General features: G+C 68.6%; 22 protein-coding genes. 10 read left to right on the top strand and 12 right to left on the bottom strand.

What is annotated here, in order from left to right; translation table 11 throughout:
- Positions 1 to 15: 15 nt before the first annotated feature.
- The 3 genes from QF046_RS06165 to pdhA are packed head-to-tail and all read right to left on the bottom strand — an operon-like array spanning position 16 to position 3682.
- Positions 16 to 1524 carry a dihydrolipoamide acetyltransferase family protein gene (locus QF046_RS06165; RefSeq protein WP_307367293.1) on the bottom strand — a complete coding sequence of 503 codons (1509 nt, stop codon included), beginning with the start codon at positions 1522 to 1524 and terminating at the stop codon, positions 16 to 18.
- Positions 1521 to 2567: an alpha-ketoacid dehydrogenase subunit beta gene (locus tag QF046_RS06160; RefSeq protein ID WP_307367291.1), complete on the bottom strand. Its 1047-nt coding sequence runs from the start codon at positions 2565 to 2567 to the stop codon at positions 1521 to 1523. The genes QF046_RS06165 and QF046_RS06160 overlap by 4 nt, the downstream gene beginning before the upstream one ends.
- Positions 2564 to 3682 (bottom strand): pyruvate dehydrogenase (acetyl-transferring) E1 component subunit alpha, encoded by a 1119-nt coding sequence (gene pdhA, locus QF046_RS06155; RefSeq protein ID WP_373425669.1) that lies wholly within the window; start codon positions 3680 to 3682, stop codon positions 2564 to 2566. Before pdhA ends, QF046_RS06160 begins: the two co-directional genes overlap by 4 nt.
- A gap of 150 nt (positions 3683 to 3832) precedes the next feature.
- Here pdhA and QF046_RS06150 point away from each other — a divergent pair, with 150 nt between their 5' ends.
- Positions 3833 to 4270, top strand: a complete 438-nt coding sequence (locus QF046_RS06150; RefSeq protein WP_307367287.1) for an Lrp/AsnC family transcriptional regulator — start codon at positions 3833 to 3835, stop codon at positions 4268 to 4270.
- Positions 4271 to 4304: 34 nt separating this feature from the next.
- On the opposite strand, the gene QF046_RS06145 is transcribed toward QF046_RS06150, so the two are convergent.
- Positions 4305 to 5546, bottom strand: coding sequence for a Fic family protein (locus tag QF046_RS06145; RefSeq protein ID WP_307367285.1), 1242 nt, complete (start codon positions 5544 to 5546; stop codon positions 4305 to 4307).
- Positions 5547 to 5607: 61 nt separating this feature from the next.
- Complete coding sequence (locus QF046_RS06140; RefSeq protein WP_307367284.1) at positions 5608 to 6258, bottom strand: HAD-IA family hydrolase; 651 nt, start codon at positions 6256 to 6258, stop codon at positions 5608 to 5610.
- A 94-nt stretch (positions 6259 to 6352) separates the two neighbouring features.
- On the opposite strand from QF046_RS06140, the gene QF046_RS06135 reads away from it, so the two are divergent.
- The 4 genes from QF046_RS06135 to QF046_RS06120 all read left to right on the top strand — a co-directional run bounded on the left by QF046_RS06135 (position 6353) and on the right by QF046_RS06120 (position 11197).
- Positions 6353 to 7492, top strand: coding sequence for a DUF998 domain-containing protein (locus QF046_RS06135; RefSeq protein WP_373425668.1), 1140 nt, complete (start codon positions 6353 to 6355; stop codon positions 7490 to 7492).
- Between the two features lie 161 nt (positions 7493 to 7653).
- On the top strand, positions 7654 to 9102 hold the full coding sequence (locus tag QF046_RS06130; protein ID WP_307367280.1) for a glyceraldehyde-3-phosphate dehydrogenase: 1449 nt from the start codon (positions 7654 to 7656) through the stop codon (positions 9100 to 9102).
- Between the two features lie 215 nt (positions 9103 to 9317).
- On the top strand, positions 9318 to 10367 hold the full coding sequence (locus QF046_RS06125) for a winged helix DNA-binding domain-containing protein (protein ID WP_307367278.1): 1050 nt from the start codon (positions 9318 to 9320) through the stop codon (positions 10365 to 10367).
- Positions 10368 to 10417: 50 nt separating this feature from the next.
- Positions 10418 to 11197, top strand: a complete 780-nt coding sequence (locus tag QF046_RS06120; RefSeq protein WP_307367276.1) for a thioesterase family protein — start codon at positions 10418 to 10420, stop codon at positions 11195 to 11197.
- Positions 11198 to 11206: 9 nt separating this feature from the next.
- Here the strand turns inward: QF046_RS06120 and QF046_RS06115 are convergent, their stop codons facing one another.
- On the bottom strand, positions 11207 to 12649 hold the full coding sequence (locus tag QF046_RS06115) for an XRE family transcriptional regulator (RefSeq protein ID WP_307367274.1): 1443 nt from the start codon (positions 12647 to 12649) through the stop codon (positions 11207 to 11209).
- Between the two features lie 109 nt (positions 12650 to 12758).
- On the opposite strand from QF046_RS06115, the gene QF046_RS06110 reads away from it, so the two are divergent.
- Positions 12759 to 14630: a phosphoenolpyruvate carboxykinase (GTP) gene (locus tag QF046_RS06110; protein ID WP_373425667.1), complete on the top strand. Its 1872-nt coding sequence runs from the start codon at positions 12759 to 12761 to the stop codon at positions 14628 to 14630.
- Positions 14631 to 14726: 96 nt separating this feature from the next.
- Here QF046_RS06110 and QF046_RS06105 read toward each other — a convergent pair whose 3' ends face one another.
- Positions 14727 to 16619 carry an ABC transporter ATP-binding protein gene (locus QF046_RS06105; protein WP_307367271.1) on the bottom strand — a complete coding sequence of 631 codons (1893 nt, stop codon included), beginning with the start codon at positions 16617 to 16619 and terminating at the stop codon, positions 14727 to 14729.
- 42 nt (positions 16620 to 16661) lie between these two features.
- Between QF046_RS06105 and QF046_RS06100 the strand changes: the two genes are divergently transcribed.
- From QF046_RS06100 to QF046_RS06090, 3 genes are all read left to right on the top strand, one after another.
- Positions 16662 to 17240, top strand: coding sequence for an HAD family hydrolase (locus QF046_RS06100; protein ID WP_307367270.1), 579 nt, complete (start codon positions 16662 to 16664; stop codon positions 17238 to 17240).
- Positions 17241 to 17312: 72 nt separating this feature from the next.
- Positions 17313 to 17588: an antitoxin gene (locus QF046_RS06095; protein WP_307367267.1), complete on the top strand. Its 276-nt coding sequence runs from the start codon at positions 17313 to 17315 to the stop codon at positions 17586 to 17588.
- Complete coding sequence (locus tag QF046_RS06090) at positions 17569 to 17943, top strand: type II toxin-antitoxin system VapC family toxin (protein ID WP_307367265.1); 375 nt, start codon at positions 17569 to 17571, stop codon at positions 17941 to 17943. The genes QF046_RS06095 and QF046_RS06090 overlap by 20 nt, the downstream gene beginning before the upstream one ends.
- Before the next feature lie 22 nt (positions 17944 to 17965).
- Here the strand turns inward: QF046_RS06090 and QF046_RS06085 are convergent, their stop codons facing one another.
- On the bottom strand, positions 17966 to 18991 hold the full coding sequence (locus QF046_RS06085; RefSeq protein WP_307367263.1) for a hypothetical protein: 1026 nt from the start codon (positions 18989 to 18991) through the stop codon (positions 17966 to 17968).
- Entirely contained in the window at positions 18978 to 19373 is a 396-nt protein-coding gene (locus QF046_RS06080) for an RNA polymerase sigma factor (RefSeq protein WP_307367260.1), read from the bottom strand. The genes QF046_RS06085 and QF046_RS06080 overlap by 14 nt, the downstream gene beginning before the upstream one ends.
- Here QF046_RS06080 and QF046_RS06075 point away from each other — a divergent pair.
- Positions 19324 to 19551: a hypothetical protein gene (locus QF046_RS06075; protein ID WP_307372912.1), complete on the top strand. Its 228-nt coding sequence runs from the start codon at positions 19324 to 19326 to the stop codon at positions 19549 to 19551. The genes QF046_RS06080 and QF046_RS06075 overlap by 50 nt on opposite strands.
- Positions 19552 to 19603: 52 nt before the next feature.
- Here QF046_RS06075 and QF046_RS06070 read toward each other — a convergent pair whose 3' ends face one another.
- From QF046_RS06070 to QF046_RS06060, 3 genes are read right to left on the bottom strand one after another with little or no spacing between them, the layout of a single operon-like run.
- Complete coding sequence (locus QF046_RS06070) at positions 19604 to 21484, bottom strand: ATP-binding cassette domain-containing protein (protein ID WP_307367258.1); 1881 nt, start codon at positions 21482 to 21484, stop codon at positions 19604 to 19606.
- Complete coding sequence (locus QF046_RS06065) at positions 21481 to 22665, bottom strand: hypothetical protein (RefSeq protein ID WP_307367256.1); 1185 nt, start codon at positions 22663 to 22665, stop codon at positions 21481 to 21483. Before QF046_RS06065 ends, QF046_RS06070 begins: the two co-directional genes overlap by 4 nt.
- Positions 22649 to 23581: a hypothetical protein gene (locus tag QF046_RS06060; RefSeq protein WP_307367255.1), complete on the bottom strand. Its 933-nt coding sequence runs from the start codon at positions 23579 to 23581 to the stop codon at positions 22649 to 22651. The genes QF046_RS06065 and QF046_RS06060 overlap by 17 nt, the downstream gene beginning before the upstream one ends.
- Between the last annotated feature and the right edge of the window lie 48 nt (positions 23582 to 23629).

Genomic DNA, 23629 nt, shown 5'->3' with positions numbered 1-23629 from the left:
AGACGGGCTTGGGCGTCATCGGACCCGCCCGTAGGCGCGGAGCGGATGCTCGATGAGCTCCATCACGCGGCGGAGAAAGCCTGCGGCGTAGCCGCCGTCGCACATCCGGTGATCGAACACCAGCGACAGCTGTGCGATGCGCCGCACGACGATCTCGCCGTCGACCACCCACGGCCGCTCCAGGATGCGGCCGATGCCGAGCATGGCCACGTCGGGATGGTTGATGATGGGCGCCGAGCCGTCGACACCGAGGCCGCCGTAGTTGTTCAGGGTGAAGGTCGATCCGCGCAGTCGTTCCGGTGGCATCCGGCCTTCCCGTGCGGTCGCCGCGAGCTCGCGCAGCGCGGCATCCAGCTGCTGCACGTCGAGATCGTGTGCGCGGGGGATGACCGGGACCATCAGTCCGCGATCGGTGTCGGCGGCGATACCGAGGTTGACCCCGTCGAAACTCAGGATCTCGGAGGCGTCGTCATTGAATCGGGATGCCAGCAGCGGGAACTCGGCCAGAGCGATCAGCGTGAACCGGGCCAGCAGCGCTGTCAGCGAGGGCGCCTTGCCGCCTTCGGGAGCCATCTGCGCGCGCAGGTTCCACAGCTCGGTCGCGTCGACGTCGACCCAGACGGTCGCCTCGGGGATCTCGGTGCGACTGCGCGACAGCTTCGCGCTGACGGCCTTGCGCAGCGGACTCATCCGTTCGCGTGAGAGCACGGCGAGCCCGTCGAGCGACTCGCCGGATGCCGGGGCGGATGCCGATGCCGATGCCGATGCCGATGCCGATGCCGATGCCGATGCCGCGGCTGCGCCGACGCCGTCCACCGCGGTGTCCACCGCCGCGCGCAGAACATCGCCTCGGGTGATCGCGCCGTCGGCGCCCGTCCCCGTGATGGTCTGCACGTCGACACCCAGATCGCGCGCGAGCCTGCGCACCAGCGGCGAACGCACCGCGACCGGTGCAGGGCGCGCCTCACCCCCGTCGACAGCACGGGATGTCGACGCGTGCACGGGCTCTGCGCGCGAAGAAGCCGTGCTCTCGGCGAGGTCCCGTGCTCTCGACGAAGAGGGGGTGGGGGAGGGCGTGGGCGAGGGCGAGGGGGTGGCGCGGGGACGGCGGCGACCGGAGGTGGCGCGCTCGGTGGTGCCGTAGCCGATCAGGACGTTGCCGGAGCCGGAACCCGCGCGCTCCTCGGCGCGGTACGCGTCCTGCTCGGTGGCATCCGCACCGGTGTCATCCGCACCACTGGCATCCGGAGTCGCCGTGCCCGGGGCATCGGACGCGACCCCGTCGACCTCGAGCACCGGGGAGCCGACGTCGATCGTGTCGCCGGGCTCGCCGTGCAGTGCCGTGATGACGCCCGCGAACGGGGACGGCAGCTCGACAATGCTCTTGGCGGTCTCGACCTCGGCGATGGCCTGATCGGTCGTGATCGTGTCGCCCACCTTCACGAGCCATTGCACCAGGCCCGCCTCGGTGAGTCCCTCGCCGAGGTCGGGCAGGCGGAACACCCGGGCGGTCACGGTGCTCATCGCGGAGCCCCCTCGGCGTCGCTGTCATCCCAGTGCAGCGAATCGATGGCATCCAGGATGCGATCGGCATCCGGCAGATACCAGTGCTCGAGCTTCGGCGGAGCGAAGGGCGTGTCGAAGCCGGTCACCCGGCGCACGGGCGCCTCGAGGTACTCGAAGCAGCGCTCGAACACGCGGGCCTGGATCTCGCTCGCGACGCTGACGTATCCCGGCGCCTCGGCGACGACCACCGCGCGGCCCGTGGACTTCACTGCCGCGGTGACTGTCGCGTCGTCGAAGGGCGACAGACTGCGGATGTCGATGACCTGCACGCTGCGTCCCTCGGATGCGGCGATCTCGGCAGCCTCAAGGGCGACGGGAACCATGGCCGCGTACGTGAGCACCGTGACGTCCGTGCCCTCTCGCGCGACGCGCGCCGTGCCGAGATCGACGGTGATCGACGTGTCGACCTCGCCCTTGGACCAGTACAGCTTCTTGGGCTCCAGGAACACCACGGGGTCGGGCGAGGCGATCGCCGCCCGCAGCATCGAGTACGCGTCCTGCGGGGTCGACGGCGAGACGACCGTCAGCCCGGGAGTGTGCGCGTAGTACGCCTCGGAGGAGTCGCAGTGGTGCTCCACGCCGCCGATGCCGCCGCCGAACGGGATGCGGATGACCATCGGCATCCGCACGGCCCCGCGGGTGCGGTTGCCGAGCTTGGCGACGTGACTGACGACCTGCTCGAACGCCGGCAGTGCGAACGCGTCGAACTGCATCTCGACCACCGGGCGCATGCCGTTCATCGCCATACCGACCGCGGTGCCGACGATGCCCGACTCGGCCAGCGGCGTGTCGAAACAGCGGTCTTCGCCGAACCGTTCGGCCAGGCCATCGGTGATGCGGAACACTCCGCCGAGGGCGCCGACGTCCTCCCCGAAGACGACCACCTCGGGGTCCTCCGTGATGGCGTCGGCGAGCGCGCGGTTGAGCGCGGTGGCCATGGTCATCGTCCCGACCACGGGGCGGGCGGTGTCGAGCCGGGTGTCGTCGTGTGCGATCGTCATCGGTGACCTCCTGCGTCTGCCAGATCCGTACTGCCGAGGGATGCGCGCTCGATCTCGGCGCGCAGCAGCTGCCACTGCTCCTCGAGCTGTGTGGAGCGCTCGGCGGTGACGAAGCGGAACAGGTCCTCGGGGTCGAGTTCGGCATCCGCGTTCAGCGCGTCGCGCAGCGCTGCGGCGATGTCCTCGGCGCCCGCGGCCAGCCGCTCCTCGGCGGCATCGTCGAGCAGACCCTGGGCGGTCAAGTACGTCTGCATGCGGCTGAGCGGGTCTCGGGCGACCCACGCCTTCACCTCTTCGCGCTCCCGGTAGCGGGTGTCGTCGTCGGCATTGGTGTGCGCCTGCATCCGGTAGGTGTGCGCCTCGACCAGCGACGGTCCGCCGCCGGAGCGGGCGCGCTCCACCGCCTCGCCGAGCACGGCAAGCACGGCGGCCACATCGTTGCCGTCGACGCGCTGCCCCGGCATCCCGTAGCCGATCGCCTTGTGCGCCAACGACGGGGCGGCGGTCTGCCTGGACAGCGGCACGGAGATCGCGAACTCGTTGTTCTGCACGAAGATGACGACGGGCACGTGGAACACGGCGGCGAAGTTCATCGCCTCGTGGAAGTCGCCCTCGCTGGTCGCACCGTCACCGCAGAGGGCGAGCACGACGGTGTCCTCGCCGCGGCGCTTGACTGCGTAGGCGAAGCCGACCGCGTGCAGCAGTTGGGTCGCGAGGGGGGTGGCCTGCGGGGCGACACGATGTTCGGCCGGGTCGTAGCCGGAGTGCCAGTCACCCTTCAGCAGCACCATGGCATCCGCCGGCGCGACGCCGCGCGCGATGACCGCGACGGAATCGCGGTAGGTGGGGAAGAGCCAGTCGCGCTCGCCGAGTACGAGAGACGCGCCGATCTGGCAGGCCTCCTGCCCGTGCGAGGACGGGTAGACCGCCATGCGGCCCTGCCGCACCAGCGCGTAGGCCTGATCGTTGATGCGGCGGCCCTCGACGAGGCCCTGGTACGCGCGCAGCAGCGTCTCGGCATCCGGCATCGAGTAGCGCTCGTCGGCGACGGCGGTGCCGTCGGCAGCGATGAGCGACACCGGGATGTCGCGGGGGAGCAGGTCGTCGTGCCGCATGGTTCGCCCTCCTTGCCGAACTGGTGCTCCCAGCATGCCTCCGGATCAGCAATCGTCCAATCGAAAGCCGCGAACTGTGGATGATCGTCACCGTTCTTGCTCCGGAGGTTGCGAACTGTCAGAATCCGGTGACAGAACGAAGGAGTTCACATGACCGATCTGGATGCCACGGATCAGGCGATCCTCGACGAACTGCGCCGAGACGCCCGCACTTCGATGACCGCGATCGCGGACACCGTGCACATCTCCCGCGCGGGCGCGCACGCCCGCATCAAGCGACTCACGGATGCCGGTGTCATCACCGGCTACACGGTGCGCACCGACCCCGTGCAGCTCGGCCACCACGCCTCCGCCTACGTGATGCTCGCGATCGAGCAGGCCACCTGGCAGGACGTGCAGGCGCGGCTCCGAGCCATCCCCGAGGTGGAGCACATGGCCCTGGTCGGCGGGGACTTCGACGTCATCCTGCTGGTACGCGCCAGCGACGCCCGCGACCTGCGTCGCATCGTGCTGGAGGACATCCAGGCGATCCCGTCGATCCGCTCCACCCGCACGACACTGATCTTCGAGGACTTCGGCCGGGAGTGAGGCCGGGTGACTCGCTGGATCCGTTCCGATCGGGTCAGTCTCGTGCGGACATCCGCCGGATCCGGGCGGCATAGGCGTCGAGCACGTCGAGGATTCCGCGGTGCTGCCAGACGCGGTTGCGTCCCTTGCCGGTGCTCTCGACGAGCACCCCACGCTCGACGAGCGAATCGACCGCACGAAGCGCAGTCATCTCGCCGAATCCCAGTGCGCCCGTGAGATATCTCATGTTGACCGCGGGTTGTCCGACCAAGTCCGGGAGTAGTCTCCATGCCGTGGCATCTGACCGTAGGCCATTCATCATTGCGCGTGACCGCTCGAGTTCTGCGACGAGGTCGTCGACGAGCTGAGAGCCCGTGCTCGCGGCGATGCGGCTCGCTCCGGCGAATTGGCGGATGATCGGCCCGGCGTCACCTGAGCGGTACGCGGTCAGCGCCGCGAAGTAGCGTTCGGTGTCGACGAGCAGTCCGGCGGAGATCGGCACTGCGGTCGACGCGACCAGACCCTTGTTTCGAAGGACCGACTGCGCAATCGCTCGGCCCGTGCGGCCGTTGCCGTCGACGAATGGATGGATCGTCTCGAATTGGGCGTGCGCGATGGCGACTTGTGCAAGCACGGGGAGGTCTTGACGCTTGATGAAGCCGACGAGGTCAGTGATCGCTTCGGGAATGCGGGCGTGATGCGGGGCGACGAAGTCGGCGGTTCGAGGACCGGCGTTCCCCATCCCTATCCACACCTGCTCGCGGCGGTAGCGCCCGGCCTCGTGCTCGAAGCCGGGCTGATGCCGGAGGAGCGCGGTGTGCATCGCGAGGATGCTGTCTTCACTGACGTCGGCTGACAGTCGGAGCGCGGCTTCCATGGCCCGGACATTGCCGATCACCATGAGCGCGTTGGCCTTGTCGCCCTCATCGATCTCGGCGAGGGCGAGCTGCTTCGCTGACGTCGTCAACTGCTCGATCTGCGAGCTCGATGCGGACTCTGTGCGAAGCAGAATCGCAGTCATCGGCCCGAGCGCGGGGTTGTCGGCGCCCAGCACGCGCTGCGCATGTTCGTCGAACGAGATGAGCTGTCGAGTTGCATCCTCCACGTCGGCGGAGTCTTCGCCGGAGATCTGGAGACGCAGGTCCAGGATGGGTGCGGTGACGGCCGCCTGGTAAGCACCCGTCTGTCGCTCCACCTCCGCGCGGGAGTACATCTGCGGCGCGCGCGGAATCCAGTCGAAGGTCTCGTGGGACACTGGCTCGACGGGGATGCGTGGGCTGTTAGACGGCGCAACCATCGTCCTACGATACCAACACATAGATCCGTAAGTGTTAGTAACTCTCGCGGAAAGACACAGCTCAGCCGATCGTCAGCTCGAACCCGTCTTCGCGCTCGATGATCGTGATGTCGGTCAGGTCCGCTACCGCATAGGTCGGGTTGTTCGCCGCGGCGTGCGGTCCCACGCCGATCACGATCATCCCGGCGGCGAGCCCCGCCTGAATGCCGGCAGGGGAGTCCTCGAACACGACGCAGTCGGCGGGTTCGACACCGAGCAGCGCGGCGCCCTTGAGGAAGCCCTCGGGATGCGGTTTCGAGGCGCTGACGCTCTCGGCGGTGATCGCCAGTTCGGGGATGGCGAGCCCGGCAGCATCCATCCTCGCGGTCATGAGCGCGACGTCCGCGGAGGTGACGATGGCGTGCGGATGCTGCGCCAGCGACGTCAGCAGTTGCTGCGCTCCGCCGATCGCGACGACGCCCTCGACATCGGCGCTCTCCCGGTCGAGCATCTCCTGATTCTCGACCAGGTTGATCGCATGATCGCGCTCGGGAAGCAGGATCGCCATGCTCTGATGGCCCTGACGACCGTGCACGACCTCCAGCACCCGCTGCGGGTCCAGCCCGTGCGGCTCGGCCCACGCGAGCCACAGCCGCTCGACGACCGCCGTGGAGTCGACGAGGGTGCCGTCCATGTCGAGAAGCACGGCACGGGTGAGGATGCTCTGGGTCATGGTTCCAGGCTATCCGGCGTCCTGCGAGCTGAGACCATCGGGGCCGTGCCCTAAGGTTTTCCCCGGAGGCAGCCGATCAGTTCGGCTGGAGCGGATGCCACAGGTGAGTGAGCTCATTGCCCGAGTGCGGGACGTGTTGAGCCGCCCTGCCCGCACGATGCAGACGCTGGAGACGATCGCCCTGCTCGTCGGCGGTGTCATCCTCGTGATCGGATTCCTGGTCTCCTGGGTGATCTTCGGCGGCGCCCACCTGGCGATCACCGGACCGGGATCCATCGGATGGTACGCGGCCTTCGGGGGAGCGATCGTCGCGGTGATCGCGTTCGCGCTCGGACGCATCGCCGTGCGGCCGGGCCCGGGCTCGGGGAGCCTGGCCCGCGACGGATTCCTCGATCCCGAGGACCGACTGCGGTGGTTCGACCTGGTCGCGATCGGCGGGGCCTACGCGTCGATCGCGCTGCTGGGATGGAGCGGTATCGCCGTGCTGCTCGAGCTGAGCTTCGTCGGGGCCCCGGTGTTCTCCTTTCCGGGAGCGGTGCTGGTAGGAGTCGCCTTCGCGTTGACCGCCTACATCGCTTTCCTCGGGGCCGCGCGGCTCTCCCCGATGTCGCTGTCGATGGATCTGTCGATCTTCCTCGTCGTCGGCGCCTTCGCGGCGATGCTGGGCTCCAGCGATCCGCAGTGGTGGCACGACAACCTGTCCGCGCTCGGCCAGACCACCAACAGCGCCGCGCCAGCGTTCAACACCACGCTGGTCATCGCCGGGATCATCGTCACGACCATCGCGCGCTATGCGACCGCAGGGCTGCCGGTCGCAAGCCATGCGCAGCGCCGCGGGCGCAGACTCATGCGCATCGGACTCATCCTGGTCGGCGTGTTCCTCGCCGCCGTCGGACTGTTCCCGGTGAACCTCTTCTTCCTGGTGCACAACACCGTCGCGACCGGCATGGCGGTCATCTACGCCGCCCTGATCTGCGCCCTGCCATGGCTGCTGCCGACCCTGCCACGGGTGTTCCTCGGCCTGGGCTACGTCTATGTCGGAGTGATCGCGCTGCTCGGGGTGTTCTTCGTGACCGGCTACTACAACCTCACCGCCGTCGAGCTGATCGTGGCCGTGCTGATCTTCAGCTGGATCATCGTGTTCCTGCGCACCGCGAGCGTGGCGGCCCAGCAGGCGGAGACGGATGCCTCGGCCACCCGCACGCCGGAGGATGTGCGCGCGGAGACCGGTTAAGAACCCGGAATCTCCTCGTTCCCCTCATACTCGCGATGATCTTGCACCCGGAAGTGCACGGGTCGGCGCGCGCGGCGAGATTAGCCTGGTGACGGCAGATCGCCGACCCTCCCGCGAGCTCCGTCACCCGGCGGCGCTCGACCACGCCTGCAAGGACGCACATGGAACACGTCGTGAACCACCACGATGACTGGCACGTCAACGAAGAACTCGCCGAGCGGATGATCCCGCTGATCGGCAGCCTGAACCGCACGCACGACGTCGTCACATCGCTGCACGGGCACCGGCTGCTCGGGCTGTCGACCACCGGCATCCTCGAAGTGCACGACCGCGTCGCGCAGCTCGGGCACAAGCAGCTCGCGCTGGCCGACACGCTCGCCGTACTCGAGGCGCTGCGCGAGATCGGCCCCGGTGCCTCCTCGCTGGACGTCGCCCGGCTCGTCGAAGGCCACCTCGACAGCGGCAAGGATCTGGACGACTACCTTCGCGGTGAGCTCGCACCGGCGCTGGGCGCGGAGCTCGCCGATCCGGTGGACGTCGTGCTGTACGGCTTCGGCCGCATCGGCCGTCTGCTGGCGCGGATCATCATCGCGCACAAGGGCGGCGGCAGCGGGCTGCGCCTGCGCGCCATCGTCGTGCGCAAGGGCGCGGAGAACGACCTCGTCAAGCGCGCCTCGCTGCTGCTGCGCGACTCCGTGCACGGCCGATTCGAGGGCACCGTCGACGTCGACGAGGAGAACTCGCAGATCATCGCCAACGGCATGCGCATCCAGGTGATCTACTCCGACGACCCCGGCACGATCGACTACACCGCCTACGGCATCCGCGACGCGATCGTCGTCGACAACACCGGCCGCTGGCGCGACGAGGCGGGGCTGAGTCGTCACCTGGAGTCCACCGGCGTCGCTCGCGTGCTGCTGACCGCTCCCGGCAAGGGCGAGCTGAAGAACATCGTGCACGGCATCAACGACGCCAGCATCACGGCCGAGGACCGCATCGTCTCCGCGGCATCCTGCACCACCAACGCGATCACACCGGTGCTGGCCGCGATGAACGAGGCCTACGGCATCGTGCGGGGCCACGTAGAGACCGTGCACTCGTTCACCAACGACCAGAACCTCATCGACAACTTCCACAAGGGCGACCGTCGCGGCCGCTCCGCGGTGCTGAACATGGTCATCGCCGAGACCGGGGCCGCGAAGGCCGTCGCCCGCGCGCTGCCGGAGCTGGCCGGAAAGCTCACCGGATCGGCGATCCGCGTGCCCACCCCCGACGTCTCGCTGGCCGTGCTGCACCTGACGCTGGAGAACACGGCCACCAAGGACGAGCTCAACGACTACCTGCGTCGGGCTTCGCTGCACTCCAAGCTGCGCCAGCAGATCGATTACATCGAATCGCCCGAGGTGGTCTCCAGCGACTTCGTCGGCTCGCATCGCGCGGGCATCGTCGACGGGCTCGCGACCATCGCGAACGGCAAGGACGTCGTGCTGTACGTCTGGTACGACAACGAGTACGGCTACTCCTGCCAGGTGGTGCGCGTGCTCGAGGTCATGGCCGGCTCGCATCCGGTGGTGCTTCCCGTGCGCCGTGAGGTGACGCTGCGCGCCTGAACCGCCCGACGCTGCGCACCTGAACCGCCCGATGCCGTCCGCCCTCCCGCCCCGGATGGAAACCGCTGGTTCCCGGTGCGCTGGGCCGACGTTCTCCATCCGCTCACACGGGGCGCGGATGAAAAGTGCCGGTTCGGCGTGCCTCAGGCCGACGTTTTCCATCCGCCTGAGCCGATTGACCGGCGGATGTCGATGGTCGCAGTCATGATGGACGCATGACGCCTCGCGCCCTTCTGGACCGTCGACTCCGCTCGCACCGGCTCACGGCGCCCGCAGCGACGGTGACGGATGCGGCGCGGCACATGCTCGCCGTGCAGAGCCAGGATCTGCTGGCCGGACGGTGGGCGCTCGGTGCGCGAACTCGCGGTGCACCTGCTCTCTCGCGAGTCGATGCGGCCTTCGCCCGCGGTGACCTGGTGCGGGCCTGGACCATGCGCGGCACGCTGCACATCATCCCCGCCCGGGATCTCGCTTGGGTGCTTTCGGTGACATCCGGCCGGCAGCGCCAGCAGGCGGCAGGCAGGCATCGCGATCTCGGCGTCGACGAGCGGATGCTGTCGACGGCCTCTCGTGTGCTGCGGCCCGTGCTCCGCGACGGCGGCTGCACCAGGGCCGAGGCGTTCGCGCTGCTCGAAGGGGCCGACATCGATCCGCGCGGTCAGCGCGGCATCCACCTGCTGTTCGCGCTCACGATCGCGGGCGAGATCTGCCAGGGGCCGATCGAGCCTGTCGCGCGGGGAATCGCGCGAGAGCAGAGGTTCGTGCTCGTCGAGGACTGGATCCGGGAGTCGGATGCTCCCGCCGACCCGCTCGCCGAGCTGTTCGTGCGCTACATCGACGGGCACGGGCCCGCCGGAGTCGCGGACTTCGCCTGGTGGTCGGGCCTGACACTCGGCTCCGCCCGCGAGACCGCCGAACGCGCCCGGGACCGCGTGACAGAGCTCGAGGACGGGCTGTTCGCCGCGCTCACTGCACCTCGTCGGTCGCCGAAGGCGGCGGATGCCTTCGCGCTGCCCGCCTTCGACGAGTACTACATCTCATATGCCGATCGCACGACGGTCTGCGCGCCGGAGCACCTTGCCGCGGTGGGGCCGGGTAAGAACGGCATGGTGCGCCCGACGCTGATCGATCGCGGTCGCGTGGTCGGCACCTGGGCGCATGCGGATGCCACCCGCCATGAGCCTCCCGAACTGTTCGGCGACGGGCACGATCCGGCCGCCGCAGCATCCGCGCTGGCGCGCTTCGCCGACTTCGTCGCGGCCTGAACCGGGGTGCGCGCCGCGCCGGCAATGGCCGGCCGGGCAGAATGGGAGACGTGTCGAGTTACTTCCTGCGTCTGTCCGAGAACTCCTTCGAGCCCACCGAGCACGTCGGCGGCGCCTGGAACCCCGACGAGCAGCACATAGCGCCCGTGCTCGGACTGCTCGCCCACGTCGTCGAACAGGACCACGCGGCCCGGCGTCCGGACCTGCCGCTCGCGCTGTCGCGGGCGAACTACGACATCCTCGGCGTCATCCCGATGGAGGCATTCGATGTGTCCGCGCCGCGCATCGTGCGCCCCGGACGGACGATCGAGCTCGTCGAAGTCACCCTGAGTCACGCTGGGCGAGCCGCCGTCACCCTGCGCGCGTGGATGCTGCAGGCCCACGACACCGCCGCGATCTCCGGCATCCCGCTGCCGACCATGCCGGAACGCGGCTCGTTGTCGGAGTGGTCGCCGAGCGAGGTCTGGCCCGGCGGTGCCATCCGCTCGATCGACGCGCGGCAGGAGGCCGTCGACGTCGGGCGTTCACGAGCATGGATCCGGCCGCAGCATCCGCTCCTCGCGGACGAGCCCGTCTCCTCCCGCGCGCGGATGCTGGGAATGGTCGACTTCGCCAACGGCATCGCCACTCGCGTCGCCCCCGAGGAAGCGCTCTACCCGAACGTCGACCTCACCGCGAGCCTCGTCCGCGAGCCGACCGGCGACTGGTTCGGCCTCGACACGTCGGTGTCGTTCGGTGCTGACGGCGTCGGCCTGACGGAGTCGGTGCTCAGTGACGAATCCGGTCCGCTGGGCACGTCATCCCAGACGCTGACCGTCCGCCCGCGCTGACGCCGGATGCTACTCGCCGGCGTGCCGGTCGAGGAACGCGTAGACCTCGCTGTCGTCGACGCCGGGGAACGCGCCGCGGGGGAGCGGCGAGAACATGTGCGTGTGCACGCGTGCGCTCGGCCAGGCGCGCCCCTCCCAGCGCTGTGAGACCTGCGCGGATGCCCTGCGGCAGCACGCCTCGTCGGGGCAGCTCGACTGCGCCCTGTGCGAGGTCTCGCGACCCCGCCACCACCGGGCATCGTCGAAGGGCACGCCGACCGTGATCGAGAATCCGCCGTCACCCGCCGACCCCGTCTGCGTCGCGCACCAGAACGTGCCCGACGGGGTGTCGGTGTACTGGTAGTGCTCCGTGGTGCGATTGCGCTGCTCGAACGCCGCCCGCGCCGAGAACTTCCGGCACGCCGGCTGGCCCTCGATCGACCCGGTCACATCCATCGGCAGTGGAAGGTCGTCGTTCTCGTACACGCGGGTGATGGCGCCGTTCTCGTCCACGCGCAGGAAGTGCAGGCGCATGTCGAGATGGTGCGTCATCAGATTGGTCATGCGCAGCGCGGCGGCCTCGTGGGTCACGCCGAACGCGTCGCGGAAGTCCTCGACCGCGAGGTTGCGATCCTTCTTCGCCTGCTGCAGGAACGTCACGCCCGCCGTCTCAGGAATCAGGCAGCACGCGGCGAAGTAGTTGATCTCCAGGCGCTGCTGCAGGAAGTCGGCGTAGTCGGTGGGGCGAGTGTGACCGAGGAGCCGGTGCGCCATCGCCTGCAGCGCCATCGAGCGCAGGCCGTGCCCGCCGGGGATCGATGCCGGCGGCAGGTAGATGCGGCCGTTGTCCAGGTCGGTCACCGATCGGGTGGAGTGCGGCAGGTCGTCGACGTAGATCAGCTCGAAGCCGAGCTTGTCGGCCATGATGCTCACAGTGCGGTGCGTGAGCGCACCGGACACGTGACCGGCCGATTTGAGCTGCTTCTCGGCGAGCGCCTCGATCTCGGGCAGATAGTTCCCCTTCGCCCGCATGGTCAGCCGCAGCTCGGTATTGGCGCGACGCGCCTCTTCGGGGGTCGCGATCGCCTCCCGCTCCCGGCGGTGCAGCTCGCGGTGCAGACCCAGCACGGCCTCGATGGTCTCGTCGTTCATGCTCTTGGAGACCCGCACCGGCGCGATGCCGAGCTGCCGGAACACCGGACTCGCCTGCGCGCGGTCGAGTTCGATCTCCAGCGCCGCGCGCTTGTTCGGCGGCTCGCCCGAGATGAGATCGGCGACATCCGTGCCGCAGGCCAGCGCGATCGCCTGCAGCAGCGACAGCTTCGGCTCGCGCTTGCCGTTCTCGATCAGGCTCAGCTGCGAGCCGGCGATCCCGACCTGAGCACCCAGCTCGTCGAGCGTGAAGCCCTGGGAGGTGCGGTGGTGACGGATGCGATGTCCGAGGGTGCTGAGTTCGAGTCCACTGGTCGACATTCCTTGAGCATACCCGAAAGAAGCAAGGTTCTTTCCTGTCGTTATGGCCGAAAGTGCCTGAAAAGGTCACGGAAGATGGATGTAACGCAGTCCCTTCAAAGGAGCAGACATGGCCATGGTCGAGACATACGCCCCCCGCATCCCGTCCGTCGCGCCGGTGCGCAGCTACGGTGCGGTGCCGGCGTACGACACCCCGGCGATGGCCGGGCTGCGCGAATGGGTCGACGGCATCGCCGCACTCACGCAGCCCGCTCGCATCCACTGGATCGACGGATCCCGCGCCGAGAACGACATGATCCTGCGCGAACTCGTCGACGAGGGCAAGATCATCAAGCTGAACCCCGAATGGCGTCCCGGCTCGTACCTCGCGCGCTCGCACCCCAGTGACGTCGCCCGCACCGAGGCGCGCACCTTCATCGCCTCCGAGCGCGAGGAGGACGCCGGCCCCACCAACAACTGGGCCGACCCGGTCGAGATGCACGCGACCATGGACCGCATCTTCGAAGGCTCGATGCGCGGTCGCACCATGTACGTCATCCCGTTCTCGATGGGCCCCATCGGCGGCAAGCTCTCGCACATCGGCGTCCAGATCACCGACAGCGCCTACGCCGTGGCATCCATCAACATCATGACCCGCGTCGGAGACGCGGTGACCCGCCGCATCGCCGAGGGCGCACCCTGGGTCAGGACCGTGCACTCGGTCGGCGCCCCGCTCGGAGCCGGGCAGGCCGATGTCGAATGGCCGTGCAACGACGACAAGTACATCGTGCACTTCCCGGAGACCCTCGAGGTGTACTCCTACGGCTCCGGCTACGGCGGGAACGCGATCCTCGCCAAGAAGTGCTTCGCGCTGCGCATCGCCTCGGTGATCGCCCGCGATGAGGGCTGGCTCGCCGAGCACATGCTGCTCATCCGCGTCACCGACCCGAACGGCAAGGCTCACCACGTGGCCGCGGCGTTCCCCTCCGCCTGCGGAAAGACCAACCTGGCCATGCTGCGTCCGACCATCCCGGGCTGGAAGGTCGACACGCTCGGCGACGACATCGTGTGGATCCGTCCCGGCGAGGACGGTCGGATGTACGCGATGAACCCCGAGGCGGGCTTCTTCGGCGTGGCTCCGGGTACCGGCGAGTCCACCAACGTGACCGCGGTCGAGACGCTGTGGGGCAACACGATCTTCACGAACGTCGCGCTGCGCCCCGACGGCGACGTGTGGTGGGAGGGCCTGACCGACACTCCGCCGGCGAACCTCATCGACTGGGAGGGCAAGCCCTGGACGCCGGAGTCGGGTCGCCCCGCTGCGCACCCCAACTCGCGCTTCACGGTGTCTGCCGCGCAGTGCCCTCAGATCTCCGATGACTGGGAGGATCCGGAGGGCGTTCCGCTGGACGTCATCCTCTTCGGCGGTCGCCGCGCGAGCAACGTGCCGCTGGTCGTGGAGGCGACCGACTGGACGCACGGCGTGTTCCTCGGCTCGACCATCTCGTCCGAGCGCACCGCTGCCGCAGAGGGCACCGTCGGCGAGCTGCGTCGCGACCCGTTCGCGATGCTCCCGTTCTGCGGCTACAACATGGGCGACTACTTCGGGCACTGGCTGAAGGTCGGTCGCACCCTGCGCTTCGACCGTGCACCGCGCATCTTCCAGGTCAACTGGTTCCGTCGCGGTGAGGACGGCCGCTTCCTGTGGCCCGGCTTCGGCGACAACTCGCGTGTCATCGACTGGATCATCCGCCGCATCTCGGGCGAGGTCGGCGCCGTCGACAGCCCGATCGGCCGGTTGCCTCGGCGTGAGGACCTCAATCTCGAGGGCCTGGACATCACTGATGCCGACCTCGACGAGCTCTTCGACGTGGACGTGGAGGCCTGGCTGGGCGAGGCGGATGCGACGGAGGAGTTCTACGAGATCTTCGGCGCCAAGCTGCCCGCGGCCCTGCGCAGCGAACTCGACGCACTGCGCTACCGGCTCAACGCCGCGCGCTGACCGCGCACACAGACCCGCGGCGGCGGGATGTCTGGGACGACCCTCGGCTGAGTGGTTCCGGCATCCCGCCGTCGCGTTCTTACGGGGAGTGCCGGCTCAGACCAGCAGCTGGTGCCTGGCCAGGTCGCGGTACAGCGGCACCTCGTCGACGAGCTCGGAGTGCGTGCCCTGCCCGACCACCTGGCCGTTCTGCAGCACGACGATGAGGTCGCTGTCGACGACAGTCGACAGCCGGTGCGCGATCACGACGAGCGTGCGGTCTGCGGCAGCGGCGTCGATCGCCTCCCGCATCCGCCGCTCGTTCACGCCGTCCAGGGACGAGGTCGACTCGTCCAGCAGCAGGATCGGCGCCTCGGTGAGCAGGGCGCGTGCGATGGCCAGACGCTGGCGCTCACCTCCGGAGAGCATCACGCCGTCCTCGCCGACGGGAGCCTGCAGGCCCAGCGGGCTGCGCTCGAGCACGTCTCCGAGGTTCACCGAACGCAGCACGCGCTCGCAGTCGGCATCCGTGGCATCCGGCGCCGCCAGTCGCAGATTCTCGGCGAGCGTTCCTGCCAGAGTCGGCGCATCCTGTTCGACGTAGCCGAACTGTGCGCGCAGGGTGCGGCGCGGGTAGGTGCGCACGTCGTGACCGGCGAGGCGGATGCTGCCGCCGGTCGGATCGTAGAAGCGCTCGATGAGCGAGAGGATCGTGCTCTTGCCTGCGCCGCTGGGGCCGACGAGGGCCACCCGTGCACCGCGCGGAACGGCGAAGGACACGCCCTTCAGCACGTCGCGGCCGTCCACATCCCGATCGACCGCCGCGGCGTCCTCGTCGGGGCGCTCCAGGTGCACCTCGGCGAGCAGTGAGCGCGCCTCCTTGGCAGCGGCCTCGCGGGCGGCGATGACGTCGTCGGGGTAGCGGAACCGCACGTCGCGGAATTCGATGGCGGGGGCTCCGACGACGGCTGCGGCGGTGGCGTCGGCATCCGGCTCGTCGTTCTGGGTCTCGGTGGGCAGGTCGAGGATCTCCTGGATGCGGCCCAGCGCGCCAAGCGCCTGATTGACGGAGGTGATCGCGCCGAACGCCTGTCCGAGCGGCATCACGAGCATGAACAGGAACATGATGAAGGTCACGAGCGACGCGATGCTCAGCGCGCCGGAGGCCACCCGGAATCCGCCCACGCCGAGCACGACCAGCAGCGAGACCTGCAGGGCGATGCCCGCGATGGGGACGACCATCGACGAGATCTTCGCGATCCGCACGCCGAGCCCGTATGCCTCGCCGGCGATCGCGTCGACGGACTCGGTCTCGCGCTCGGTGGCGCCGGAGGCGCGCACGGTGCGGATGCTGGAGATGCCGCGCTCGATGCCGGAGGCCAGCTCGCCCACCTTCTGCTGCTGGGCGGCGGACGCTGTGCGGATGCGGCCGCTGAGCAGCACCACGACGACGACGGAGATGCCGATCACGACGACGATCAGCAGCAGCAGGAGCGGGTCGATGAGGAGCATGGCGATAAGTGCGCCGACGAAGAGGATCGCACCTCCGACGGCATCCGCGAGTCCCTGGGTGAGCACCGCATACAGCAGGGTGGTGTCAGTGCCGACCCGGGAGACGAGATCGCCGGTGCGGCGCGCGTCGAACTCGCTGATGGGCAGGTGGAGGATGCGGGCGATCAGCTGCCTGCGGCTGGAGTACACGACGGCGGTGCCGGTGCGCTGCAGCAGGTAGTGCTGGTAGCCGGAGAGCACCGAGGCGACGATGACCAGGCCGATCAGCAGCCAGACGAGCGATCCGAGCGCCTGATCCTTCTGCACCCGATCGATGACCTGGCCGACGAGCAGGGGCTGTGCGAGAGAGGCGCCGGCGCCGACGATGCTGAGCGCGGCGACCGCGACCAGGACCTTCTTGTGCTCGAAGAGGAAGGGGAGGAGCTGGCGGAACGTGGCGCGCGGACCATCGTGCTGCGCACCGCGCCCGCGTCGGCGTGCTGTCGCCGTGCGGGACATGAGGACCTCGTTCTTGAGGGAGGTGTTGCGGGGATTCCTCTATTGTCTGCCGAACTTCTTATGTGCTGCCTGCTTGGTGACGCCGAGCGCGCTCGCGATCGCCTGCCAGGAGTATCCCGCCAGGCGTGCGCGGCGCACCTGGGCCTCCTCGGCGCGGGCGATCTCCCGACGGATGCCGGTGAGCCGGTGCAGCTCGGAGGCGACAGGCTCGCGCTGACACGCGCAGACCGAGACGCCATGCGGACCGACTTCTGGGACGCGTACTGCGGGGTGGCGAACACCGAGCTCATCGAATACGCACGCTCGCTGCGCGGCCGTGCGTCGCTCGCGATCCTCTCCAACTCCGCTGACGGCGCCCGTGAGGAGGAGGAGCGCCGCTACGGCTTCTCGGAGATCTTCGATCCGATCTGCTACAGCCACGAGCAGGGCATGAACAAGCCCGAGGAGCGCGCGTACACCCTGGCACTGACGCGGATGGACGCGGATGCCGGCGACGTCTTCTTCATTGACGATCACCAGCACGCGGTCGATGGTGCAGCGGCTGTCGGCATCCGCGGCATCGTCCATGTCGACAACGCGAGCACGATCGCTGCGATCGAGGAATTCCTCGCGGGCCGCTAGATGAGTCCGCGTTCATCAAGTTATCCACAGATTTCGGAGGTCTTGCATGCAGCACGCATGAGATGATGAAGTATGGGACGCATGCTGCAGGTGAGAAATCTTCCCGATGAGGTTCATGCGCGACTCAAGGAGCGCGCGGCGGCCGAGCGCATGTCGCTGTCCGACTACGTCGCGCGGGAACTGGAACGCCTTGTGCAATATCGCAGCAACGCCGAGATCCTTGCGGCCGCACGTGAGCGGCGGCTCACGGATGGCCATCTGATGACGCGCGCGGAGATCCTTGAGGCACGAGATGCTGCACGCGCAGAGCAGGACGGGGAGACCAGGGATGTCGGCACTCGTCCTTGACGCGTCCGCCGCTGTCGAGCTCGTCAGCGGCGAACTCGAGTGGACCGTCGATGGTGCTTTCCACGCCCACGCCGGCCTGGATATCGAGGTGGTCTCGGTGCTTCGTCGCAGGGCGCTGAGTGATTACTTCTCCGCGCACGCGGCGAGAGAATCGCTCGAGGTATTCGGCCAACTTCAGATCGAGCGTCACCCGGTCCGGCACCTTCTCTCGCGCATCTGGATGCTCCGCCACGACGTCTCGGCCTACGATGCCGGCTACGTCGCACTCGCCGAGGCACTCGGAGTCCCGTTGCTCACGCTCGACAAGAAGCTCGCGATCACCGCGCGGCGATACTGCGAGGTGATCGTGCCCTGAGACTTCCAGTTCACGATGGCCGTCACCGCGACAGCCAGACGGAGTAACCGATCACAGAGTTGGGCGGCAGGTCAAGAAGGGTGTTCCCACCCAGGTAGACGATATCGGCGGCGATGATCTCCCGAGAGGTCGTATCCAGCACGACCGTCGCCGAGAACTGCGGTCGATCGACGGAGGAGACGCGCAGGGCGATGCCCGCCCGACTGAACCTGTCGGTGACAGTGCCGAGGAGCGACACTCCGCCGGCATCGCGCAGGAGTTCTAGGGCGGCACCCTGTTGTGCGGGGGAGAGCGACCATTCGTCGCGCAGAGCGCTGACCGCTCCCCATATCGCCAGCCCGTCAGCGTCGGATGCCAATCCGGTGCGCTCCGCGAGATAGGCGTGCAGTGCCACAGGATCCGATGGCGGACGGTCGCGGAAGAACCCGTATCGCTCCGCCTGCTGGCGTGTCTCGATCGACGTGCCCTCTGGCGGCGCTTCGCCGGCAGGGTCGACGATGCGGCCGTCGCTCGTCACGGAGTAAGACGCTCCGGCGGTCGCCTTCAACTGCCCGGTGCCGTCCGGGTTCCACACCCAGTGTTGCCATTCGGGGACGATCACCGGAGTGTCCTTGCCGTCGGTACGCAACGCCCACCGCACGACTTCCGCATCACGCCGCGCCTCCTGATTCGCCGCTGCATCCAGCCGGGAGATCGAGGATGCGAGCACCTGATCGACAGTCTGAGGCAGCCGTTCGACGGCCAGCACCGGAGGGGTGACGGCATACGCGGGCGTCGCCGTCAAAGGAGCAATGGCGAACCCCACGGCCGCTATCGCGGCGATAGCGGGGAGCGCCCACGCGAAGCGCATCGCCACGCGCCCCGGGCGCGTGAGACGGGCAGATGGGCGCCACCAGGACGCGGATGCAGTGCCGGCGGTCGCGGCCTCGGGTGCCATGATCCGCTGCAGACGCGCGACGTCGACCGGCGTCGGCGACGCGTCGGGGGGAGTGGCCGCCGGGTCAGCCGAGCGCATGAGCGCGCTCAGGTCGTCGTCAGTCCATCGCATACGACACCACCCCACCTTCTGCTCTCCTCGGGGCGCGCCGTATCGCGTTCCCCGTGTCTGCCGGATCATCGGTCAACAGGGAGCGCAGAGCCGCCCGGGCGCGGCTCAGCCGCTTCCACGCGGCCGAGGTTCGGCAGCCGACCACCACGGCGATCTCGTCGGCGGAGAGACCGTCCCAGTAGAACAGCTCGAGCACCTCGCGATCGGCCGGAGCAAGCGTCGAAAGTGCGATGCGCAGCTCGGCATGCGCGAACGACGAGTCGGTCGGCGTAGACGATGCCAGATCGCGCAGACCCACGCGTTCACGATCGCGCTTTCGGTACGCGTCGCCTATGAGGTTCCGCGCCGTCTGCAGCAGCCACGCGGCGCCGATACGGGTCAACGTGGTCGAATCGGCGCCAGGCTATCTCGAAGCAGTCCATGGCCAGTTCTCGGGCGTGCTCACGATCGTCCACGCGTCGCTCGACGTAGCGGAGTACGGCGGTATGGTGCTCCGCGAACAGCGCCTCGAAGGCTGCGCGACGATCGTCCACCCTTCTCCTTCCCGCTGTCATCGGTGACTTCCGCACCATCATCCATGAGGTTGTCGCTGTGGACTAAACCTGACATACGTCATTGCCGAAGTGCGTCGGCGGGCCGCACGCGTGCTGCGCGGATGGCTCCGAGGACGGAGGCGGCAGCGCCGACCAGCACTCCCCCGAGTATCGCAAGCGGCGCAAGGCGGACATCGAAGACCGGTACCCACCGCTGCGCGATTGTGAAGGCGAGGATGCCGACGAGCCCCGCGACCAGCCCCGCGAGCCCGCCTGCCGCGCCGACTATCGCGGATTCGGCGACCACGAGGCCCGCGAGACGATTGGAGTCGGCGCCGAGCGCGCGACGCAGGCCGAGCTCGGCGCGCCGCGCGGTCACGGCGGCGCCGATACTGTTCATCAGTGTGAGCAGGGCGATGAGCGCCGACACCGCGGTGAACGCGATCAGCGCCGCCTGTACGCCGGTCTCCACCTCGGCGCGCAGCGTCCGCGGGTCGGACGGTACCTGCACGTCAAAGCGGCCCGGATCATAGGCATCCAGCGCGACCGGAAGTTGGTTGCCGACTTGTCGGGCGGCCCCGGATCGAGTGCGAACAAGCAGCGAACGCTGCGACGCCTCCAGTTGAGCGGGCGCGATCCCGACGATGACCTCGCCCGACAGCATCGGCAGTCGGACCGCCGCTTCCACAACGCCGCGCACTGTGTAGCGCGTTCCCGCGACGGTGATGACTGGACCCGCCACCAGCGGCCCGAGCTCCAGTTGCTCGGCCAGTGCGCGTCCGATCAGTGCATCCGTCGGTGCGAGCCGCTGACCCGAAGCCCAGGTGATCTTCGCGCCTGCGCCCGTGGCGAGATCGCCTCTGGCCTCGTGCACGCTGACCACCTTCGGATCGTCGCGCAGATTGCCCACCGGCTGCTCGGGAAAGGCGGTGATCACGGCCGCGACATCGACTCCCGCCAGCGCCGTGGCTGCGCCGAGGGCATCAGATGCCGGGGAATCGTCTGCCCAGAGCGGCCAGGTCACAGTCACCTCGCGGTTCGCGTGAGCATCGAAGGTGGTCGTGACCTGAGCTCGCGTGGAATCCATCAGACCGAGCGTCGTGACGAGGAGCGCGATGGCCAGGCCGACCGTTCCGGCCAGAGCGAGTGACTGCCGGAGGCGGGATCGCAGGGACGCCAGCGCATCATGGATCGTGTCGGCGAATCGGGAGCCAGGTCGGCTGGGCGCGGAATCGTGCGACGTCTTCGACGATTCAGGAGTAGTCGGCAGCGCGGGATGTGCGCTCATCGAAAGCTCAGTCACCCGGCCGTCCACGATCCGCAGCACGCGCTGCGCTGCTGCGGCGACCTCGGCGGAGTGCGTGACCACCACGACGGTGACGCCCTCGGCATGCAGCCGGCGCAGCTGCTCCATCACGCGCCCTCCGGTGTCCGAGTCGAGATTTCCGGTCGGCTCGTCTGCGAGCAATACCGAGGACTCCGTCGCGATCGCGCGCGCGATGGCCAGGCGCTGACGCTGACCGCCGGACAGCGTGGCCGTGCGCTGGCCCAGCCGATCTCCCATTCCGACCCGGGCCGCGGCTTCCTGCGCGCGGATTCGCCGTTCACCGGCCGGCACGCCCTGGTACAGCATCCCGAGCGCGACGCTGTCGATCGCCGGGCGCTGCTCGAGCAGGTGGAAGCCCTGGAACACGAAGCCGAACATACGTGCCCGCAACGCGGCGAGCGCCGGGCCCTCCTGCGCGGGAACCGGCTTTCCCTCGATGAGGTAGTCACCGACATCAGGAACGTCGAGTCCGCCGAGAATCGACAGCAGGGTGGTCTTGCCGCCGCCGGACGGCCCGACGATGGCCACGAACTCGCCGCGATCGATGCGCAGATCGACATCGCGCAGTGCTTGCACCGTCTCACCGCCGACGTCGAAGCCGCGCGACACCCCACGCAGTTCGAGCAGTGTCATCGGTCCACCCGCAGCAGATCACCGGCGTGCACGTCGCCGGTCACGGCGACGGTGCCGTCAAGCGCGGCGACGATCTTCAGCTCGACTGTGCGGAAGCTGCCGTCGGGCCGCTGTTTCAATGCCGTTCCCGACGTCTCGGACTGCTGAGCGAGAGCGGAGGCAGGGATGAGCAGAGCATCCGTCGTGAGTGTCGCGACGTCGAAACGCACCGTCGCGCGTTCGCCCACCCGGTCGGAGCCGGTCGCCCCGGAGTCCGGAGAGAGTTCGGCCCAGGTCATGACCTGGTCGCCGTCGAGTCCCGCCTCCTTTCCGGTGGCAGTGAATACGCGCTGAACGCGGCAGGGCGCCGGGGTATCCGCGCCGACGGCGCAATCGGCGTCCGAGCCGGGAGTCAGCGCGGCTGCGACCGATGGGTCGATGCTCAGGCGCAGCACCGCGTCGGCCGCGGCGAACGCGATGGAACCCTGCTCGGCGATGTCATCGCCGATGGCGGGAACTCGGGACACGACGGCGGGAAGCTCAGGGACGGCCGCGACCGCGGACAGCGGAAGGTAGACGTTGGAGGATGGGGGAGCGGATGCCGTTCCGGCGCCGTCTGCTGTCGACGGGGAGCCCTGCGACGGCGCGGCATCCACGATGCGCGTCGGCGCGGCTGCGTCGGCACGGCGGTACAACAGGCCGACGGCCTTCGCTGTGGCGGCGCCAAAGTCCCCGTCGGCGTGCGAGAGCAAGCCCAGCTCGACGAGATTGCGCTGCAGCCCCAGCACGTCGGGGCCGGAGTCGCCCACGCCCAGATCCCGGTAGAACGGGAAGGCGGAAGCGAGCGCGAACACCGGCTGTCCGTTCACCTGCAGCAGCACGCCTCCCGCGCTCACGGCGTCGCCAGTCGAGAGCGCGCTCTCGGTGACGATGCTGCGCGCAGCACCTGAGACGGGAATGAGGATCGTGGTCGTCTGGGAACTCGGAACGACGGCCGCGCCCAGCGTCCGCTGATCGATCAGGTCGCCCCGGCTGACCTCGGCCAGGACCGGTTCAGCTTTCGGTGGGGCGGCCTGCGCCTCCCACTGCGCAGGCGAGGTGAACGCGCGTGCCGCGAGCCAGCCGCCCGCGATCAGCGCCAGCGCCGCGATGCTCGAGCCTGCGATGAGGATTCCCCGACGCACGTCATTTCTCCGGGGCATGCTCAGCGATGATCTTGAGTGCGACCTGCCGCAGCGCATCGCCCTGGTGTCGGAGGCGCACCAGTTCGTCGCCGCGTTCGGCGACGATCTTCACCTGCGCATCCCACATGGCTGTGTAGATCGCCGCCGTCCAGCCGCTGGACTCGCGGCAGGTCGCGTCGGCTACGGCGAGGTCGATCTCGCCCTGCGTGAGCGGGTTCTCGGGTGCTCCATCTCCGGTCTGCCAGCGAGGTGGAATTCCGAGTCGGGTGAGCAGCTGCTGCTCCGGCATCCATCCATCTGATCCGACCGGAGACGCCTGGTCGACCGGAAGGCCGGCGTCATGCATGCATTCACGCCAGTCGGTGGAAGACTGCTTGGGCTTCGGCGCACGATTGGCTGCTTCCAGACTCTCGTTCGACCACCCGAGCACAGTGTTCGATATCTGCACAGCGTCCGACTCGTCCACCTGTTTCCGGGCCTTCTTCAGGCACGCGTCGAACAGCGGGTCGAACCCCGGGGTCGATGCGACGATCGCGTTCAGCTTCTGTCTGGCCTGCACCCACTCTGCAGTCGGAGCGCCGAAGCCGCCCGGTGCGAACTTCGTGCGGTAGCCGTCAGTCTGCGCGAGAGACACGGTGAGCGCGGGAAACGAGGAGTTGTTCGCCGGAGGTTGCAGATAGCTGGCTTCGTCGGTGGACTGCCAGGGGATGGGCCACTCGATTCCCTCGTGTTTCAGACACGCGGCGATCATCAGGCTGCTGGCGTAGTTCGCGAGTTCGTCGGTGGCTGCAGTCCAATATTCATCGAGCGGCATGGTCCACTTCGTGATGTCCTGTTTCGGCAGGTCCGGCGGCGCCGCGGCATTCGGAGAGCAGGCTGCGAGAGGCAGGGCCAGCAGGACTGCGGTGATGGCGGCGACAGCACGAGCGCGCATGACGTCTCTCTTCCCGAGCCGGGTGGCCCTCACCGTTACAGGTTGTGC

It is taken from the genome of Microbacterium sp. W4I4 (assembly GCF_030816235.1).
Lineage (GTDB): Bacteria > Actinomycetota > Actinomycetes > Actinomycetales > Microbacteriaceae > Microbacterium.
Note: the sequence above shows the minus strand (reverse complement) of the source record. Positions and strands in the feature narration are given on the sequence as shown.

Coding starts and splice junctions, on each gene's coding strand:
- QF046_RS06165 (WP_307367293.1), bottom strand. CDS start 1,524: ATGAGCACCGTGACCGCCCGGGTGTTCCGCCTGCCCGACCTCGGCGAG.
- QF046_RS06160 (WP_307367291.1), bottom strand. CDS start 2,567: ATGACGATCGCACACGACGACACCCGGCTCGACACCGCCCGCCCCGTG.
- pdhA (WP_373425669.1), bottom strand. CDS start 3,682: ATGCGGCACGACGACCTGCTCCCCCGCGACATCCCGGTGTCGCTCATC.
- QF046_RS06150 (WP_307367287.1), top strand. CDS start 3,833: ATGACCGATCTGGATGCCACGGATCAGGCGATCCTCGACGAACTGCGC.
- QF046_RS06145 (WP_307367285.1), bottom strand. CDS start 5,546: ATGGTTGCGCCGTCTAACAGCCCACGCATCCCCGTCGAGCCAGTGTCC.
- QF046_RS06140 (WP_307367284.1), bottom strand. CDS start 6,258: ATGACCCAGAGCATCCTCACCCGTGCCGTGCTTCTCGACATGGACGGC.
- QF046_RS06135 (WP_373425668.1), top strand. CDS start 6,353: ATGCCACAGGTGAGTGAGCTCATTGCCCGAGTGCGGGACGTGTTGAGC.
- QF046_RS06130 (WP_307367280.1), top strand. CDS start 7,654: ATGGAACACGTCGTGAACCACCACGATGACTGGCACGTCAACGAAGAA.
- QF046_RS06125 (WP_307367278.1), top strand. CDS start 9,318: ATGACGCCTCGCGCCCTTCTGGACCGTCGACTCCGCTCGCACCGGCTC.
- QF046_RS06115 (WP_307367274.1), bottom strand. CDS start 12,649: ATGTCGACCAGTGGACTCGAACTCAGCACCCTCGGACATCGCATCCGT.
- QF046_RS06110 (WP_373425667.1), top strand. CDS start 12,759: ATGGCCATGGTCGAGACATACGCCCCCCGCATCCCGTCCGTCGCGCCG.
- QF046_RS06105 (WP_307367271.1), bottom strand. CDS start 16,619: ATGTCCCGCACGGCGACAGCACGCCGACGCGGGCGCGGTGCGCAGCAC.
- QF046_RS06095 (WP_307367267.1), top strand. CDS start 17,313: ATGGGACGCATGCTGCAGGTGAGAAATCTTCCCGATGAGGTTCATGCG.
- QF046_RS06090 (WP_307367265.1), top strand. CDS start 17,569: ATGTCGGCACTCGTCCTTGACGCGTCCGCCGCTGTCGAGCTCGTCAGC.
- QF046_RS06085 (WP_307367263.1), bottom strand. CDS start 18,991: ATGCGATGGACTGACGACGACCTGAGCGCGCTCATGCGCTCGGCTGAC.
- QF046_RS06075 (WP_307372912.1), top strand. CDS start 19,324: ATGAGGTTCCGCGCCGTCTGCAGCAGCCACGCGGCGCCGATACGGGTC.
- QF046_RS06070 (WP_307367258.1), bottom strand. CDS start 21,484: ATGACACTGCTCGAACTGCGTGGGGTGTCGCGCGGCTTCGACGTCGGC.
- QF046_RS06065 (WP_307367256.1), bottom strand. CDS start 22,665: ATGCCCCGGAGAAATGACGTGCGTCGGGGAATCCTCATCGCAGGCTCG.
- QF046_RS06060 (WP_307367255.1), bottom strand. CDS start 23,581: ATGCGCGCTCGTGCTGTCGCCGCCATCACCGCAGTCCTGCTGGCCCTG.